The sequence below is a fragment of the Kitasatospora sp. NPDC088264 genome (genome assembly GCF_040685715.1).
Taxonomy (GTDB): domain Bacteria; phylum Actinomycetota; class Actinomycetes; order Streptomycetales; family Streptomycetaceae; genus Kitasatospora.
In genome coordinates this window covers 1-18509 of the sequence record NZ_JBFBIR010000032.1, presented here as the reverse complement: position 1 = coordinate 18509, position 18509 = coordinate 1, and the positions used below count along the sequence as shown (strand labels likewise).

Genomic DNA, 18509 nt, shown 5'->3' with positions numbered 1-18509 from the left:
GCCCCCACGCCCCACACGACCACCTACCGCATGCATCACCCGAACGGGAGCCATCCTTGATCGAGCGCAAGAGCCTCCTCGCCGACCTTCAGCAGCAGGTCAAGGCGGCCGAAATTGACCTGGACGCCCAGGTCAAGGCCGTGCCCGAGGTGAGCGGACGGCTGCGCAGGGAGTACGACCAGGCGCGCAAGGCGGACCGGACAGCCGCCACGTGGAGCGCGTGGCTCGGGGAGCGGGTCACACAGGTCGCCGTCGCGTGGGTGCTCGGCACGGTCTTCGTGCGTTTCAGCGAGGACAACGAGCTGATCGCTGAGCCGTACATCACCGCGCCGACGGTCGCGGGTCGCGACGTCGCGCAGGCGCGGTACGAGGAGTACGTCGACAAGGACGACGACCCGACGTACCGCGGCTGGCTGGAGACGGCTTTCGCGGAGCTGGGCGCGGGTCCGGCGGGGCGGCTTCTGTTCGACCGACGCCACAACCCGCTGTTCCAGATCCCGCTCTCGCACGAGGGCGCGGGCGCGCTGCTGGAGTTCTGGCGACGGGAGAACGGCGGCGACGGGACGCTGATCCACGACTTCACCGACCCGCTGGAGGAGGGCGGCGACGGAACGAAGGGGTGGGACACCCGGTTCCTGGGTGACCTGTACCAGGACCTGAGCGAGGCGGCCCGGAAGACGTACGCACTGCTGCAGACCCCGGAGTTCGTCGAGGAGTTCATCCTCGACCGGACGATGAAGCCGGCGGTGCGGGAGTTCGGGTTCGAGGGCCTGAAGATGATCGACCCCACGTGCGGGTCGGGCCACTTCGTGCTCGGCGCGTTCCGGCGGCTGGTGCGGCTTTGGGCGGACGAGCGGCCGGCGGTTGGCCCGTACGAGCGAGTGCGGGCGGCTCTGGAGTCGGTGCACGGCGTGGACCTCAACCCGTTCGCGGTCGCCATCGCCCGGTTCCGGCTGCTGCTCGCGGCGATGGCGGCGGGCGAGATGCGGACCTTCGCAGAAGCGTCGGCGTACGAGTGGCCGATGGGGCTCGCGGTGGGCGACTCGCTGCTGCCGACGGAGTTCCGGCAGGAGGGGTTGTTCGAGGTCCCCGGCGCTTCGGGGGAAGACGCTGAGGACCCGTACTACGCGCTGAGCACGGAGGACGTCTTCGAGCACCCGGAGATCCTGCAGCAGGGCCGCTATCACGTGGTGGTCGGGAACCCGCCGTACATCACGGTCAAGGACAAGACACTCAACGAGCGATACCGGAAGCTGTACGACGCTTGCGCGGGGACATATGCGCTGTCGGTGCCCTTCGCCCAGCGGTTCTTCGAGCTCGCAGTACGGGGCGACGACCCGAAGAGCGGGCGCGGGTACGGCATGGTCGGGCAGATCACGGCGAACTCGTTCATGAAGCGGGAGTTCGGGACGCGGCTGATCGAGGAGTTCTTCGCGCACAAGGTAGAACTGACGGAGGTCATCGACACGTCGGGGGCGTACATCCCGGGGCACGGGACGCCGACAGTGATCTTGGTGGGCAGGCCGAGGAGCGGCTCAGGGCGGCAGGCGACGATCCGCACGGTGCGGAGTGTGCAGGGGGAACCTGCGGCACCGAAGGAGGGGAAGGAGGAGGAGGGTTTCGTCTGGCGGGGGATCGTGGAGCAGATCGACCAGCCGGGGTATGCGGGGCAGTGGGTCTCGGTCGATGACCTGGACCGGGGACGGTACTTCGGTAAGCAGCCCTGGATTCTGGCTGATGGGGGACGCGAACTCATCGAGTCGCTGACCGCAACAGCAGTCGGCCCCATGGTTCAGGCCATCGATCCCGGCATCGGACGTGCCGTACGAGTTGGCGCTGACAGCGCCTATGTCCGGCCGGCACGAGAGAGCTACCAGACTAAGGCAGACAAGACTGCACTACGTCCGTTCTTGACTGGTGACGTAGTGCGAGATTGGCACGCTGAAGCCGACGAGACAATCTGGTTCCCGTACACAAAGGGCTTCCAGGTGCAGCAATTTCAAGACGAGCTGTGGGCATATCGCACCCCACTTAGGGAGCGCCGTACTTTCCAGGGAGACATGGCCGCGGCAGGCCTCAACTGGTGGGACTACATGCAGTTCACGTCCTCCGCTTACGCGACACCGCTCTCACTTATGTTCGCCTTTGTCGCAACGCACAACCATTTCGTCCTGGACCGGGGCGGCAACGTCTTCAACCGCCACGCCCCCGTGATCAAGCTGCGGAAGGATGCGACGGAGGAGGAACATCTGGCGTTGCTTGGAATGCTCAACAGCTCCACGGCTGGCTTCTGGCTCAAGATGGTGAGCCACGATAAGGGCAGCCAGGGTGTCAACGAGGGCTACAAGTCGCAGGTCTGGGAGCGCTTCTACGAGTTCACCGGCACCAAGCTCCAGGAGTTCCCCCTCCCCGCCACCTACCCCACTCCCCTCGCCACCGCCCTCGACACCCTCGCCCAGGAGCTGTCCGCCGCCTCCCCTTCCGCCCTCACCACCCGCGAGACACCGACCCCTGCCGCCCTGCGCGAGGCTCGTGCCCGCTACGACGAAACCCGCGCCCGCATGATCACGCTCCAGGAGGAGTTGGACTGGCAGGTGTACGGTCTCTACCAGCTGCACGCCGACGAGCTGCGCCTCCCCGAGGCCGACACCGACCCCGCAACCGCCGCCGTCCCGTCCCTCGCCCTCGGTGAGCGCGCGTTCGAGATCGTGCTCGCTCGCCGCATCGCGGCCGGCGAGGCCAGCGACGAGTGGTTCAAGCGGCACGGGTCTACCCCCATCACCGCCATTCCCGAGCACTGGCCCGCCCCCTACCGCGCTCTCGTCCAGAAGCGCATCGACGCCATCGAATCCAACCGCGCCCTGAACATGATCGAGCGCCCCGAGTACAAGCGCCGCTGGGCCACCGACGGTTGGGACGCCATGCAGGGCAAGGCGCTCAAGGCGTGGCTGCTCGACCGGGTCGAGGACCGCCGGCACTGGTTCGACCAGGAGGGGAACCCGACCCTGGTCTCGCTCGCCCGCCTCACCGAAGACCTCAGTACGGACGCCGAGTTCGTGTCCGTCGCCGAGATCTACGCGCCGCGCCAGGATTTCACGAAGACGGTGCGCGAGCTACTCGCCGACGAGCACGTCCCGTTCGTCTCCGCTCTGCGCTACAAGCCGTCCGGGCTGAAGAAGCGCGCCGACTGGGAGCACGTCTGGAACCTCCAGCGCAAGGAAGACGCGGCCCCCGACGAGCCCGCCAAGCGCAAGGTCCGCGAGCGCATGCCCGTACCGCCGAAGTACACCTCCGCCGACTTCCTCAAGCCTTCCTACTGGCGGGCCCGAGGCAAGCTCGACGTGCCCAAGGAGCGGTTCGTCTCGTACGGGTCAGCCAATGTCCAGCAGCCCGCCCTCTACGGCTGGGCGGGCTGGAACCAGCTCGAGCAGGCGCTCGCGCTCGCCTCGTACCTCCAGGACGCCGGTGCCGGCCTCGAGGGCGCGGACCTCGTCCCGTACCTGGCCGGGCTGCTCGAACTGCAGCCGTGGCTCGACCAGTGGTACGGCGAGTACGACCCGGACTACGGAGCCGCCCCCGCCGCCGAGATCCTCGGATTCAGGCATCTCAAGCAGGGCGAACTCGGACTCACGGACGAGGACTTGAGGAGCTGGAAGCCCGTCGCGGCCCCACGCGGCGGGCGTAAGGCGACTGTGAAGTCGGACACCTGAGCCGGAACCGGAGAGGCGAGAGAGTTACACCATGGCATTCATGAGCAAGGGCAAGCCCCGCGCCGAGGACCGGCCGCTGCTGCGTGAGCTGATCGACATCAAGGAAACGGTGTCGACGTCCGACTACGTGCTGCGGCTGAGTGAGGCCGTCACCCCCGAGGGCGCGAAGGCGGCGCTGCGCGACTACGTCGTCACGGACCGGCTGAAGAGGAACTTCGAGGAGGCACTGGGCTACATCAAGGCGTCGTTGGACGGGCACTCGTCCAAGGCCGTCTATCTGCACGGTTCGTTCGGTTCCGGTAAGTCGCACTTCATGGCGGTGCTGTACGCACTGCTGTCAGGGCATCAGGCTGTCCGCTCTCGCGACGAGTTCGACACCGTGCGCGCCAAGCACGGGTGGCTGGACGAGGACGGCCGCAAGTTCCTGCTCGTGCCATACCACATGCTGTCGGCGAAGTCCCTCGAACAGCGTGTGCTCGGCCGCTACGTCGACCACGTGCGCAAACTGCACCCCACCGCTCCGCTGCCGCAGGTCTACCGCACCGACGGTCTGTTCGAGGACTTCGCGCAGCAGCGTCGGCTCAACAGCGACGCGAAGGTCATCGAGCAGCTGTCCCAGGCGGGGTCACCCGAGCCTCCACCAGCCGGCGCGCCCGCCGACGACGACGGCTGGGGCGATCTCGTCCCCGCCGGAGACTCCTTGTTCCGGTGGACGTCCGAGCTGCTCGACACCGCGATGTCCGCGCCCGAGGAGCACGAGAACACCAAGCAGCTCGATCTCAAGAATCCCACCACCCCGCAGGAGCTGCGCGCCCGGCTCGTGCAGGACCTCTCGCAGACCCTCTTCCCGGCCTTCGCCCGCAACTCCTCGGAGGACGCGGACGCGTTCGTCTCGCTCGACAAGGGCCTCGGGATCATCGCCGAGCATGCCAAGTCGCTCGGGTACGACGGCCTGATCCTCTTCATGGACGAGCTGATCCTGTGGCTGGCCGGTCTGATCTCCGACCAGAAGGCGATGTCCCGCGAGGCCGACAAGATCACGAACCTGGTGGAGGGCGCCGACGAGCGGCGTGCCATCCCGATCGTGTCGTTCATCGCGCGCCAGCGTGACCTGCGCGAACTCGTGGGCGAGGAGCTGTCGGGCGCGGCCGAGGTGGCCGTGCAGGAAGGGTTGAAGCTGAGCATCGGCCGCTTCGACAAGATCACGCTGGAGGACCGCAACCTCCCCCAGATCGCCCAGGCGCGGCTCCTCAAGCCCCTCACTCGCCAGGCCGAGGCTCAGATCGACACGGCCTTCGACGCGGCGAAGCGGCTCGGTCCCGATGTGTGGCAGACATTGCTCGGGGACGACAAGTCCACGACCGGCGCCGACGAGGAGTCGTTCCGGCGGACGTACCCCTTCTCTCCTGCCTTCATGGACACCCTCGTGCACATCTCGGGTGCGCTGCAACGGTCCCGTACCGGTCTGAAGCTTATGGGGCAGCTGCTCTCCGACCACCGCGACGACTGGCGGCTCGGGCAGCTCGTCCCGCTCGGCGATCTGTACCCGGCACTGGTGGGCGGGGGTGACCAGGCGTTCACGGGTGAGGAAGAGGTGCACTTCAAGGCGGCCGACCGGCTGTACCAGGAGAAGCTCCGGCCGTTCCTGCTGCGCACGCACAACCTCGACGAGGACACCGTCGCCGCCTACCGACGCGCCCCGGAGTCCGTCACCAACCCCCAGTTGGCGTCCCGCTGCCGCGACTTCACCGGCGACCTGCGGCTGATGCACACCGTGCTGTTGTCCGCTCTCGCGCCGACCGTGCCGGCTCTCGCCGATCTGACCCTGAAGCGGCTCGACGCGCTCAACTACGGATCGATCATCACGATGATCCCGGGCACGGAAGAGTCGCGCCTGTACACGAAGGTCGGTGAGTGGGCCGCCGCGATTCCGGAGATCAAGCGGACCGGTACGAAGAGCAGTCCCGCCGTCCGGCTCGAACTCACTGGCATCGACCTGGAGGCGGTCCTCGCCAACGCCCGGGTCCACAATAACCAGCACGCCCGCAAGGCCAAGATGGAGGCCCTCCTGAAGGAGGCCCTGGCCATCACTCCGGGCCCAGACGGACTGGGCGGGTACGACCTGCTCAACTTCGTGTGGAAGGGAACTCAGCGGCACGCCGAGGTGGTGTTCGGCAATGTTGCCGACCCCGACTCCCTCAGCGAGCTCGACCTCGGTCCCGCTGGCGACGACGCTTGGCGGCTCGTGATCGACCTGCCTTACGACGAGGGCGAGTTCACGCCGGTCGACGACGTCCAACGGCTGCGCAAGGTGCGCGACAAGACCGGCGGCAAGGTGCGCACCCTGGCCTGGCTGCCCAGCCACCTCACCCGCGCCGCGCGCGACGACTTCGAGCTGCTCGTCGTTATCGACAAGCTCCTCGCCGACGATGACCGCTTCGACAACGAGTACGCACGCCGTCTCAAGCCCGACGACAAGATCCGCGCCAAGACCATGTTCGCCTCGCAGCGCGACACCCTGAACGACGAACTCGGCAAGGTGCTGAAGCAGGCGTACGGGCTGGAGCAGAAGAAGGAGGGCAAGGTCGCCCTCGACTTCGACCAGCACCTCGTGCCGCTCCGGAGCGACCTGCCCGAAGACAAACTGAAGCTTCCGTTCGGCGCCACTCTGCACGTTGCCGCGCGAGAACTCGCCGGCAAACTCCTCGGCGAGCAGTTCCCGCTCCACCCCGACCTCGACCCGGAGAGTCGCGGGTTCGCGGTGACCGCGGCTGACCTGCGGACCGTCTTCGGGTATGTGCGGGCGGCGGCGGAGAGCCCGGACGGGCGGACCGAGGTCCCCGCCAAGGACCGCAAGCTGATGGCGCGGATCGCGGGTGGCCTGCAGCTGGGCACCCAGCAGGAGGCGTACTACAAGCAGTCCTCGTTTTGGCCCGACCACTTCCAGCGGCTCGCCCGCCCGGACGGCGTGACCGAGCCGACCCTCGTCTCGCTCGGCGACTGGATGAACCAGCCCGCACCGCGCGGCTTGCCGGAGGCGCTGCAGAAGCTGGTGGCCGCGGCGTACGCGGAGATGACCGACCGGGTATGGGTACTCGGTGGATCGCTGATCGACCCCGCTCCTGCCACACCTGCCGATCTCAGGCTCACGTACGGACTGCGCGAGCAGGCGCTGCCCGACGAGGCGGACTGGCTGGAGGCTCAGGGTCGCTTCCAGGCGGTGTTCGGCGCGAAGCCGCCGCAGTTGCGGCGCGGGCGGATCGTCAACCAGTTCGCCGGACTGATCCGGCAGCAGGCACGCAGCGTCGTCGACGATGCGGACCGGCTGGTGGCTGCCCTCGAGCGGCACCGGTCGCAGCTCGGATTGGACGACGCCTCACCACGCCTGGATCTCGCGCGGCGGGCCACGGCCCTGGTGCGGACAATTGCCGGAGACGGCACGGTGGCAGGGACCGCTGCCGCTTCGGGTGGGGCGAAGAGTGTCGTGGAGGCGCTCGCGCGGTTCGACCTCGGCGGATTCACGGCTCAGCGCTTCGGCACGTCACTGAAGACGGCCGGGAAGGTGGTGGACGCGCTGCACCGGACGGGCTGGGAGGAACTGAAGCTGGCGGACGGCTACGGGGTCGAAGGCCTGACGATCGTCACCCGCCTACAGGAGGCCGCTGCGGGGGACCCCGTCGAATTCCCGGACTTTCCCGCACTTTTGAGCACGGCTGGGAGCAAGGTCATCGCTCTGGTGCAGCGCGAGCGCGCGGCCAGGCAGCAGGCCGACAGGCCGGAGCCGGTAGTCGTCGCGAAGCCCGACGACATCGACCTCAGCGGCGGTTCCGCGCACCCACCGATCGGCTATGGGGAAGCGCCGGGCGGAGATGACGCGGGCACCCAGCGCAAGCCCGGTGCGCGCCGCTCCGGCGGCGGCCGTACCACCGCCGCGCAGGCCGTCGCCTCGCTGCGCGCGGAGATCGCCGGGTTGGCCGAGCTGGATCCGAACGCCACCGTCGAGATCTTCTGGAAGGTCGTCGACTGATGGCCGAGACCGTCACATCCGACACTGTCGTCGCCGCCGCAGGACCACCGCGGCTTCCGGCGGCCACGATCGCCCAGTACGTCGCCTCCCGCAGCGCCCTGAACGACGGGGGACGCCATGTCCTTCTGCTGCGGGCAGCCCCGGTGTGGGACGGGCCTGCCGTACTGCGCGCCCCGGACGGGGTGCGGGCCCGGGTGACGGCCGTACCTTCGGTGCTCGGCGTGCACGAGCAGATCCTGCGCCACCTGAGCGGCGACGACAACACAGGCGCTGCCGGCCCTCTTGTCCTCATCGTCCTGACGGACCGTGAAGACACCGAGCTCGACCCTGCGCTCCTGGCACGTACGTACGGGCGGCGGATCCGCGAGGTCGACAACTGGGAGGTTGTACGGACCGCGTTCGGCACTCAGGACATCGACGCGCGGCTGCGCGCCGAGAAGTGGGCGGCCGAGGCCCTGCTCGGCTCGGCCGGGCGACTCGACCGGGCCGGGTTGGGCCGGCGGGTGCTCTCGCGCGATGAGGCGCTCGGGCTGCTCGCCCGGCGCATCCTCGGCCTTGACGAGGCCGCCGAGGCAGGCCTGGTGGAGCCGTCCGCGGCCGGGGAGCGGATCGACGCGGCACAGCTGCTGCGCTGGACGCTGCTGCCCGGCGGTCCGCAACGCCTCGCCGGGGCCCGCGCCGCCGAGCGGAAGGGCATCGGACGGTTCCTCGGCGAGCCCAACCAGGCGGGTTCGACGGGGCGTTGCATCGCCTCGCTATGCGAGGCGGGCAACGGGGCGGACTCTCTCGCGTTCGCCGTGGTGTGCGCCGCCCTGTGGGCGCACGGGAGCGGCGGCGAGACGGTTTTCCGGGCGCGCGGGCGCGCCGAGCGGTTCTTCGGCGAGCGAACGCCCAGCAAGGGTGAGGAACTGGACGAACTCCTCGCCGTGTTCGGCCGGACCGGCGAGGATTATGTGCGCTCCCTGCTCGAGCGTGGCGAGCGCCGACTCGCCGACCCGGTACTTGCGCGGGCCGCACAACTCACCGCGCAGTTCGGCGCCGAGTCGGTGGCGGGGGCGAGCCTGGTACTTCAGGGCGGGCTCGACGCCCGGTTCACGGCGGCCGGCCAGGCACTGGCCACCCAGGATCACGCACAACTAGCCCAGGTCCTGGGTGAGTTGTCCGAGCATGCGCTCGCCGGGGAGACGCAGGCTCTGGCCCGTGTCGAGCGGGTGCGGATGGCGACGCGGCTGCGGCGGTGGCTCACCTCCGCACCCTCCGCGGAGATCCCCACCGTCGCGGCGGGCATAGAGCGGCAAATGGCCGAGTTCGGCTGGGCCGACCGGGCACTGGAACACCTGGAAGCCGGCGGCGACGAGGATGCTGTCCTCGCGGCCGCGTACGATACCGTCGCCCGCGAGGTACGCACCCAACGCCGGCGCCTGGACCGCGAGTTCTCCGATCGGCTCGCCGTGTGGACCGAAAAGGGCACACCGCCGAAGTCACTGTTGACGGTGGAGACGTTCCTGGAGAAGGTCGTCGCGCCGATAACGTCGACATCCGTGGGGCGGCGCGTCCTGCTGCTCGTCGTCGACGGCATGAGCGCGGCGATCGCCGCGGAGCTCGGCGAGGAACTGCGGCGCAGCTGGGCCGAGTTCGACCCCCTGGCAGGGACCGCGCGTGAGTCTGTCCCGGTACGGCGGGCGATGGCGGCGGCGCTGCCGACGCTGACTGCCGTCAGCCGCACCAGCCTGTTCGCGGGCGCGCTGATGAAGGGCGACCAGGGCGACGAGAAGCGGCTCTTCCCCCAGCACCGCTTCTGGAAGAACGCACCTGCCGCCGTGTTCCACAAGGACGACCTGCGGTCAGAGGACACAGGCTCACCGTTCTCGGACGCCCTGAGCGCGGCCCTCGCAGATGAACGCGGGCATGTCGCGGTCGTCCTCAACACCGTTGACGACCGGCTCGCCAAGGAACAGAAGCTCGGCGACGGCGCCTGGACGGTCGGCGAGGTCGGCGGATTCGCCCCGCTGCTCCGCGCCGCGCGCGCGTCCGGCATGACCGTACTGATCACCTCCGACCACGGGCACGTCGTGGACCGGCACGGCGAGCGCGTGGAGGCTGGCAGTGGGGTGATCGGCTCCGCGCGGCACCGTACGTCGGGCGGTCCTGTGGCCGAGTGCGAGGTCGAGCTGTCCGGGCCGCGGGTGGTGTGGCCCGAGCCCGAAGCGGCGATCGTCGCCCTGCGCGACCATGACAGCCGCTACACCGCCCGCAAGGCCGGCTACCACGGCGGCGTCACCCTTGCCGAGGTCACCATCCCGGTCCTCGCGCTGCTGCCGTTCGGCGCCGAACCGCCCAAGGCGTGGCGGGAGGTGAGCGATCCGGCACCGGCATGGTGGCATCTCGACACCGAGGCCGAGATCCGCGAACCCGCTACACCCGTGGCCCCGTCCGTTTCTGCGAACCATGCGAAGAAGCCGAGCCGCCGGCGTACGCAGCAGCCGGCGGAAGCGACCCTTGGCCTGTTCGACATCGACCAGGTCGCCGCCGCCGAGCCGCAGCCGGAACCGCAGACCGCACCGCAGCCGGAGCAGCCCGCACCGTTCGCAGGACCTGCTGCCGACCTCGTCCGACGACTGACGGCGAGCGAACTCTACCAGGCGCAGCTCGAGATGCTCGCCCGCAGGCCGCGCGGCGACGCCGTGCCGCGCGCCCTGACCGCGCTGATCGAAGCGGGCACACTGTCGATGACCGCGCTCGCCGAGCGCTCCGGGCAGCCCGCCGCACGCGCGGCGGGTTTCGCGGCGACCCTCGCACAGCTCCTCAATCACGACGGCGCACCGATCCTGGAGATCCTCCCCGACAACCGCACGCTGCGGCTCAATCAGACGCTCCTGCGCACCCAGTTCGAGCTGTGAGCCCCCTGCATCCCGACTGGAAAGGCAACACAAGCACGTGAACAACCCTGGAGCGGCAGGCGGCACTGTGGGCGCGGTGCGGCGGCGGGCCGTCCTCGACGCGCTGCGCCGCGGCGCTGTCCCCGACAGCGGCCTGGACCTCCTCGCCACCGGTCTGGACCGGTTCGAGCAGGCCGTGGACGAGGAGTTGCAGACGGCGGCGTCCGGCGGGTCGGTGTTCAAGGCGGTACGCGGTGAGTACGGCTCCGGCAAGACCTTCTTCACCCGATGGCTCGCCGAACGCGCCAAGCGCCTCAAGTTCGCCGTCGCGGAAGTGCAGATCTCCGAGACGGAGACACCGCTGCACAAGTTGGAGACGGTGTACCGGCGGCTCACCGAACGGCTGACCACGGCGAGCTTCCCTCCCAGTGCGCTGCGCCCGGTCATCGACGCATGGTTCTACGCGCTAGAGGAAGACGCGCTGGACGACGGCGCGAGCGAGGACGAACTGCCCGCCGCCGTCGAGCGGTTGCTCACCGCACGGCTCGCCGAGGTGTCCCGGCACGCGCCCGCCTTCGCCACCGCGCTGCGCGGGTACCGGCAGGCGCTCCAGGCCGGTGACGAGGCGACGGCCTCCGCCGTCCTGTCCTGGCTCGGCGGACAGCCGCACGTCGCCGCCTCCGCCCGGCGCGCCGCAGGAGTGCGCGGCGACCTGGACCACTTCGGCGCGTTCGGTTTCCTGCAGGGACTGCTCACCGTGTTGCGCGACAGCGGGCACGCGGGCCTGGTCCTGGTCCTCGACGAGGTCGAGACACTGCAACGGGTACGGTCCGACGCCCGCGACAAAGCCCTCAACGCGCTGCGGCAGTTGATCGACGAGGTGCACTCCGGCCGCTTCCCCGGCCTGTACCTGATCATCACAGGTACCCCGGCCTTCTACGACGGCCAGCAGGGCGTGCAGCGCCTCGCACCGCTCGCACAGCGCCTGGCCACCGACTTCACCACCGACCCGCGCTTCGACAACCCCCGTGCCGTACAGGTCCGGCTGCCAGGCTTCACGACGGACTCGCTCACCATCCTCGGCGCCACCATCCGCGACCTGTACGCGCAGGGGGCCGACTCCCCGGAGCGGATCGGCAAGCTCGCCGACGACACGTACATCGCCGACCTGGCGGGCGCGGTCGGCGGGGCGCTGGGCGGAAAGGTGGGGGTGGCGCCGCGGGTGTTCCTGAAGAAGCTCGTAGGCGATGTCCTGGACCGTGTCGACCAGTTCCCCGACTTCGATCCGCGCGCCCACTACCGGCTTACCCTCCGCGGCGGTGACCTGACCGACGTGGAGCGCAACGCGGCTGCCCTCACCGGGTCGGCGGACGAGATCGAACTGGAGCTGTAGCTGTGGGCTCAGAAGCGGTGGGTTCGGACCCGGTAGAGCGGCTCGATCCGGTGATCGTGCACCACATCGTCAATACCTTGGGCTGGCCCGACCTGCGCCCTCTCCAGAAGGCTGCTGTCGGGCCACTCCTCGACGGCGAGGATGTGGTACTGCTCGCTCCGACGGCGGGCGGCAAGACGGAAGCGGCAGTCTTCCCCGTGCTCTCCGCCATGGCCCAACAGCACTGGACGGGAACGTCGGTGCTGTATCTGGCCCCGCTGAAAGCCCTGTTGAACAATCTTGTCCACCGCGTCGATGGCTATGCGCAGTGGCTAGGACGGCGCGCCGCGCTCTGGCACGGCGACACCTCGGAGGCCGCACGGCGCCGGATTCGGGTCGATGCCCCTGACGTGCTGCTGACCACACCCGAGTCGCTCGAGGCCATGCTGATCAGCGTCAAGACGGACCATGCGCTGATGCTCGGTCAGGTACGAGCCGTCGTTATCGACGAGGTGCACGCCTTCGCCGCCGACGACCGAGGCTGGCATCTGCTCGCCGTACTGGAGCGCCTGGAGCGCCTGACCGGCAGGCGGATCCAGCGGATCGGCCTCTCCGCGACGGTCGGCAACCCCGACACGCTGCTCACCTGGCTGCAGGGGGCCCGGCCGAAGGGGCGGGCAGGGCGGGTCGTCGCACCGGACCTGCCTTCCGCATCCGCCGTATCGAACGCATCCGACAAGCCAGCTGTGCGTCCCTCAGGCGACGTGGAGCTGGACTACGTCGGCTCGCTCGCCAATGCCGCCAAGGTGATCGAGGCGCTGCACCAGGGCGAGAAGCGACTCGTGTTCTGCGACTCGCGCAAGCAGGTGGAGGAGCTGGGCTCCGCGCTGCGGCAGCGCGAGGTCACGGTCTTCCTCTCACACGCGTCCCTGTCGGCCCAGGAGCGCGCCCGGTCCGAGGCAGCCTTCGCCGAGGCCCGCGACTGCGTGATCGTGTCCACCTCGACGCTAGAACTCGGCATCGACGTCGGCGACCTGGACCGTGTCATCCAGATCGACTCACCGTCCACCGTCGCCTCGTTCCTGCAACGCATCGGCCGGACCGGGCGGCGGGCCGGCTCGTCGCGCAACTGCCTGTTCCTGGCGACCTGCGAGGACACCCTCCTCCAGGCTGCCGGCCTGCTCACACTGTGGTCGCGCGGCTGGGTCGAGCCCATCACCCCACCACCCTCGCCCCGCCACCTGGTCGCCCAGCAGCTCCTCGCGGTGATCCTGCAGCAGCACCAGCTCGGCGACCAGATGTGGGCCGAGCAGTGGAACGGCCTCGCACCATTCGACACCTCCGCGCAGCCTCTCGTCGACCACCTCGCCGCACAGGGCTTCCTGGACCGGGACGGCGGGATGCTGTTCATCGGGCCAGAGGCCGAGAAGGCCTTCGGGCGACGGCACTTCATGGAGCTCACCGCTTCCTTCACGGCCCCTCCCGAGTTCACCGTGCTCGCCGGGCGCGCGGAGATCGGCACCACCGACCCCTCCGTACTCACCGAGGAACGGCCGGGACCACGGCGACTGTTGCTCGCCGGACGCAGCTGGCAAGTCACCTTCACCGACTGGGCACGGCGGCGAGTCTTCGTCGAACCGGTCCAGGACGGCGGCGTGGCCAAATGGCAGGGCAGCGAGTTCCGCGGCCTGTCTTTCGCCCTCACGCGTGCGATGCGCGACGTGCTCCTCGGCGAAGACCCCAGTGTCCGCCTCACCCGCCGTGCAGAGACCGCCCTCGCGACGCTGCGTACCGAACGGGCGCCGCACGAAGTCCATCCCGCCGGCAGTCTCCTGGTGCGCGACGCCGACGCGGCACGCTGGTGGACCTGGGCCGGCTACCGGGCCAACGCGACCCTCACTGCTTCCCTCGGCAACCTCGCCGACCCCGTCCAACGCCCCACCGACACCCACGTACGCCTCCGCCAGGACCTGTCCCCCGCCGACTGGAAGGCGGCCCGCGCGGAACTGCCCGACTCCCTCACCCTGCCCTCGGTCGACCCGCGCGCGGTCCGCGGCCTGAAGTTCTCCACCGCGCTCCCCGAACGCCTTGCCACAGCCACCCTCGCGGAGCGCCTAGCCGACTTTGACGGCGCCCTGGCCGCGGCCCGGGAACCGGTGCGCATCGAGTGGGGCGGCTGAAGCACACCCAGCCTGCCCACGTGCGCTTCCTGATCGGGGAGGAGAAGGCGCACTTCCTGCTGTTGATCAAGGCCAGCCAGTCCGAACTCCACAACCGGGCCAAAGGCTGTTCAGCCTCACCTGGTCACCACCCAGGTTGCTTCTGCTGCTTAAGCCAGGCTTGGACCTCGGACACCTTGAACTGAATCTTTGCGTTACTCTCCCGACCAAACTTGTACGGTGTCAGACCAAACCGCGGAGCCTCCTTATAAATCCACGAAAGGGACATATTCAAATACTTCGCCGTCTCCTTGGCATTCATGAACTGCACCGACATCACCACTCCAGAGCAACAGACATGATCAAACGTCTGGGCGGAACACTCAGACGAGTACCACTCTGCGGGCGGGAGCAGATTTGGACAGGACGGGACTTGCTGATACATGAACTGCTGGTCGCGTGAAGAGTCATCACTCAGCTGTCGGTATGGAGAAGCGCAATCGCATGGACGTGCTCACCACCTGGTAGCCGGCGAGTCCGGGTGCACTGAAGGGGTTGGGGAGCGGCGTCAGGCGGCGACGGTCGTGATCCATGACGTGGGAGACGTAGACGATGATGTACTCCTCGTTCGGCCCGAGATGACTGGCTCGCTCGACCTCGGACTCACCGAGGAGAATCTCACCGCTCGACTGGGTGGATGCTTTGACCTCGAACAGCAGGATGCGGTCGCCATCACGAATCAGGAAGTCGTAGCCGAGAGAGTCGTCGCCGTTCCCGTCCGCGAAGACATGCCGTCGCATCCTCGACTTCCAGGACTCCTGGGGTGGCACCCCAAACCTCTCTTGCAGCCAGGCGCCGACGGTTACCTCGCCTGCCAGTCCGATCGCGATGAGCTTGTGGGGATCGGCGGCCTCACGTTTTCCGCCTTCCCCTCGCGCCGCCGCGCCAGATGTGCCACGTTGGCGTGGGATGACGGAGACCGGCGCGGCAGCAGGAGCCCGGGGGGCTGCCAGCGCTGCAGAGGTGGCGAGTTGTTCCTGCGTCAGGTCCAAGGCCACTCTCCGGGCCAGTTCACGCAGGTCGTCGCTGCCAACGGGCAATGACTCGCCGTTGAGCTCCAGGAGCGGGCCTCGGAAGGGCATCGGGGGTCGGGCCGCCTGAACTCCCGTCTGGCCGGTGTTCGGCCCTGGCGACGCCTGCGGTTGCCTGTCCAGTCCGAGATCGGCGGCACGCGCCGAGGCCGGCATCCCGGCAGGCCAGTAGCCGCGTGACTGCAACCAAGCGATCAGCACCCGGCTGTTCAACGGCTCGAAGTCCAAACTCCCTTCAGCATCCATCTCCCGCGCCACCTCCGTGGCGCCAGGACAAGTGGTCGTCCCGACGGTCTCCTGCTGGGCCAGCCAGCGCTCGATCAGAGAGCGAAGCCCGGGCAGCCGAGCGTGGACGAAGTCGACGCATACTTCGCGGACCTCTGCCACTGGGCGCAGCTTGTCGGCCCGTTTCCCGTCCTGCTCGGCCGATGTCGGGAGGCGGCTGGTCAGCCATCGGTCCGCCTCCTCGGCGAGCAGCTCGGCAGGCAGGTCCCAGAGCGTCCGGTGCCACTCAGGGTCGGGACCAAGCTCGGGCAGAGCGCGAAGCCGCACATACGTGCCGAGATCCTGCCGGGCCCGGTAGGCACCGACGAATGCGTCACGCACCCGGTCGACCAGAAGCGGCCGGTTGTGCTGCAACCAGGCCTCGAACTGACGCGCATGGGCAGCGGTGTTGTCGATGGCGGGCAGTCCGAGCGCCTGCCAAGAACGGTTGGCACGCTCCAGCGGGACGCCGAGCAGAGTGAGCCGACGCTGCCAGTCCTCGTCCGGGAGTGAGAGGAGAAGCTCTGCGCGCTCGGAGCCCAGACGGTCAGTCAGCCAGGCCTGCAGTTCGCCCCGGTCGTTGAAGCCCTCCTGGCGTTGTTGCAGTTCCTCCGCCAGGGCGAGGTCCTCGCACGCGAGCACGGGGACGAGGCGGGCGCTGCCGGAGCGGGTGGAGGCACGGTCGGCAAGCACGGCCTCGATCTGCTGGACGGACCGGCCGAGCACGGCCGCGATCTCGGCGTCCCCCACCTCCTCAACGCGCTGAACGGCCGGGTGGCGCTCCAGCTTCATCAGGGCGAGTTGCAGTGGCGTGGCCAGATAGGGCGCACCGACCAGTTCGGCGATGGCTGTCGCAGCCGTCTGCAGCACCGGCCAGTCGGATTGCGGCAGGGCGCGGACGACCACCAGGCAGGGCCGCTCGGGATCGTCGTGTAGCAGCGACCGGTCGATTCCCGGATCATCGATCACATGGCCGGCGACCTGGGTGAGTGCCTCAGAGGCCAGCACCAGGGCGCAGGAGCGCAAGCGCCGGTTGAGGTGGGCGATCGAGACCGGGCCAGGCCGCGAGGAGCGCTCCTCATCGAACTCGACCACCGCGGCGACCAGGGTGCGCAGCCACTGACCGGTGAACTCCAGCAGCGGAGTACTCGGTGCCAGCGGGGCCGGCACCCGGTCCGCCACGACCTGCACGGTGGCTCCGCTGATCCTGCGCACGGAGAAGCCGTCCTGCGCGGACAGGTAGTCGTGGACGCGGCTGCCCAGCGCCCGGTCGTCAAGCGCCAGCACGGGCACCGGGATCTGGTCGAGCAGTCTGCGCTGCTGGCCGCTGCGCGGGTCCGGCACGTAGACGGGCTCCGTGTCCGCGTCCTTCGGCGCCTTCGCCGCAGGGAGCACCTCCAGAACGTTGGCCCGGGACACGAGCAACTGAGGTAGCGCACCGCCCAGACCACTCGCCTGCCGGGTGTCCCGTTGCTGGTAGGGCGGTAGCAGATCCGACCACGCCTGCTCATAGGCCCGGCACAGAGCGACCGCGAGCGGTCCATACCGCAGCTGGGGCGAGCGGGACAGCAGCGCGGGCAGGTGGCGCAGCCGGTCCAGCGCCGTCTGCGGCTCAACCCAGCGGCGGACATGCAGCAGGCGAAGCCGGTCGAGGACCTTGTCGGAGGTCAACTGCCTCAGCACCGCCGACACCACCGCGAGATACGCAGGCGGCGGGTCGCTCTCGGCCCACCACCATGCGGTCGACGCCGACGCGAATCCACTCTGGCCCTGGTACTCGGCAGTCTGGGGAATCCACGGCGCCTGGGAGAGGAACGCGGCCAGCGGAGTCGGCCACGCGGTACCCGACCTGTCGGATCCCCCGACGAATTTGACCTCCACCGCGCTGTCCGGCCAGGTGCCCAGGCCATGGACGATCAGCTCGGCGTAGTGCCGGCGGCTCTCGTCGTCGAAGGCCGCGTAGGCGCCCTGGCCCGGGAGAGTCGCCAGGCTGTTGGTCGGCCTGTACGCCACGGTCGCGAAGCGGCCCTCGCGGCGGTTCGGCCAGCGTGCGGCCGTCGTGCGCCACTGTTGGCGCGCCTCAGTGGTCGGGGTGTGGGACCAGTAGCCGACGAACTGGCTTGGATAGTTGAGCTGATCGCCCTTGACGGTCTCAGTGGCGCGCAGATAGCTCGGCCGCAAGCCATGGCGGACTCCCTGCTGCTCCAGGAACCGCTTCAACAGGGTCGGTTCGACCTCGCTCCCGGCACACAGTTCGGCTGCCGGCCGCACAAGGGCGTTGTCGGCGGCGGTGAGGTCGCTGGCGAGTGAGCGGGTCCGGGTCAGAAAGCGGGCGAGGGTGTCGTCGATGCCCGATGTCCTGCCCTCCCAGCCCGGACCGAACATCGCCTGCCAGGTCGGGGACCAGCCACTTCGGGTGGGTACCAGCAGGCCGTCGATCGTCGGCCCGCGGCCGTTGTTTCGAGCCGCCAGCCCGCTCCACAGGCGGCACGCCAGAAGCAGGCAATGTCGCAGCTCCTGCTGGTCCTGCCCGTCCTGCTGCATCACCTTCGCCAGAACGGTCAGCAGGGTGCCAGGTCCGTACTCCTGGACGAGCTTCTGCTGCTCCAGCCAGCGGCGGCCGTGCGCCCGCCGCTGGCCCCGCTTTCCCCTGCCGGCGAGCCACGGGATCTCGTCATGGACGAACGAGATGTACTTCCCCAAGCCGGCCGGCAACTCGACCCCCTGCAGCAGAGGGTCCCCGGCGTCCGGGAAGAAGACGGAGTCGTCACCGGCTGGGGCAAGGTCGCCGGTGGACGAGAAGATGACCTTCTTGCCGCGCAGCGGGCCGCCATCGGGGAAGTACAACGACAGGTCGTAGTAGAAATCGGCCCACCGGTCGTGGCCGACGTCACCGGAGTTCGTCCGCGGGGCTAGGCAGTGTCGTCAAAGGTCAGGCCCACATGAGGAGTGAGGCGAGGGTGGCGGCGGCTTGGTAGGACACGGCGGTCTTGTCGAACCTGGTGGC

At 69.1% G+C, this 18509-nt stretch carries 6 protein-coding genes; 5 read left to right on the top strand and 1 reads right to left on the bottom strand.

Annotated features, from left to right (window positions below; genetic code table 11):
* Window positions 1–56 precede the first annotated feature (56 nt).
* From pglX to AB0O82_RS23565, 5 genes are read left to right on the top strand one after another with little or no spacing between them, the layout of a single operon-like run.
* On the top strand, window positions 57–3710 hold the full coding sequence (gene pglX, locus AB0O82_RS23585; RefSeq protein WP_363585913.1) for a BREX-2 system adenine-specific DNA-methyltransferase PglX: 3654 nt from the start codon (window positions 57–59) through the stop codon (window positions 3708–3710).
* Window positions 3711–3750: 40 nt separating this feature from the next.
* Window positions 3751–7737 (top strand): DUF6079 family protein, encoded by a 3987-nt coding sequence (locus tag AB0O82_RS23580; RefSeq protein WP_363585912.1) that lies wholly within the window; start codon window positions 3751–3753, stop codon window positions 7735–7737.
* Window positions 7737–10637, top strand: a complete 2901-nt coding sequence (gene pglZ, locus AB0O82_RS23575; protein ID WP_363585911.1) for a BREX-2 system phosphatase PglZ — start codon at window positions 7737–7739, stop codon at window positions 10635–10637. The genes AB0O82_RS23580 and pglZ overlap by 1 nt, the downstream gene beginning before the upstream one ends.
* 37 nt (window positions 10638–10674) lie before the next feature.
* Window positions 10675–12009, top strand: coding sequence for a BREX system ATP-binding protein BrxD (brxD, locus tag AB0O82_RS23570; protein ID WP_363585910.1), 1335 nt, complete (start codon window positions 10675–10677; stop codon window positions 12007–12009).
* Between the two features lie 2 nt (window positions 12010–12011).
* A complete protein-coding gene (locus AB0O82_RS23565; RefSeq protein ID WP_363585909.1) occupies window positions 12012–14168 on the top strand; it encodes a DEAD/DEAH box helicase in 2157 nt (718 codons plus the stop codon).
* A 449-nt stretch (window positions 14169–14617) separates the two neighbouring features.
* On the opposite strand, the gene AB0O82_RS23560 is transcribed toward AB0O82_RS23565, so the two are convergent.
* Entirely contained in the window at window positions 14618–18349 is a 3732-nt protein-coding gene (locus tag AB0O82_RS23560) for a DUF3883 domain-containing protein (protein ID WP_363585908.1), read from the bottom strand.
* Window positions 18350–18509: the final 160 nt, after the last annotated feature.

Bases quoted from the DNA above. Each gene is read 5' to 3' on its own strand.
- AB0O82_RS23580 (WP_363585912.1), top strand. From the start codon at position 3,751: ATGAGCAAGGGCAAGCCCCGCGCCGAGGACCGGCCGCTGCTGCGTGAG.
- pglZ (WP_363585911.1), top strand. From the start codon at position 7,737: ATGGCCGAGACCGTCACATCCGACACTGTCGTCGCCGCCGCAGGACCA.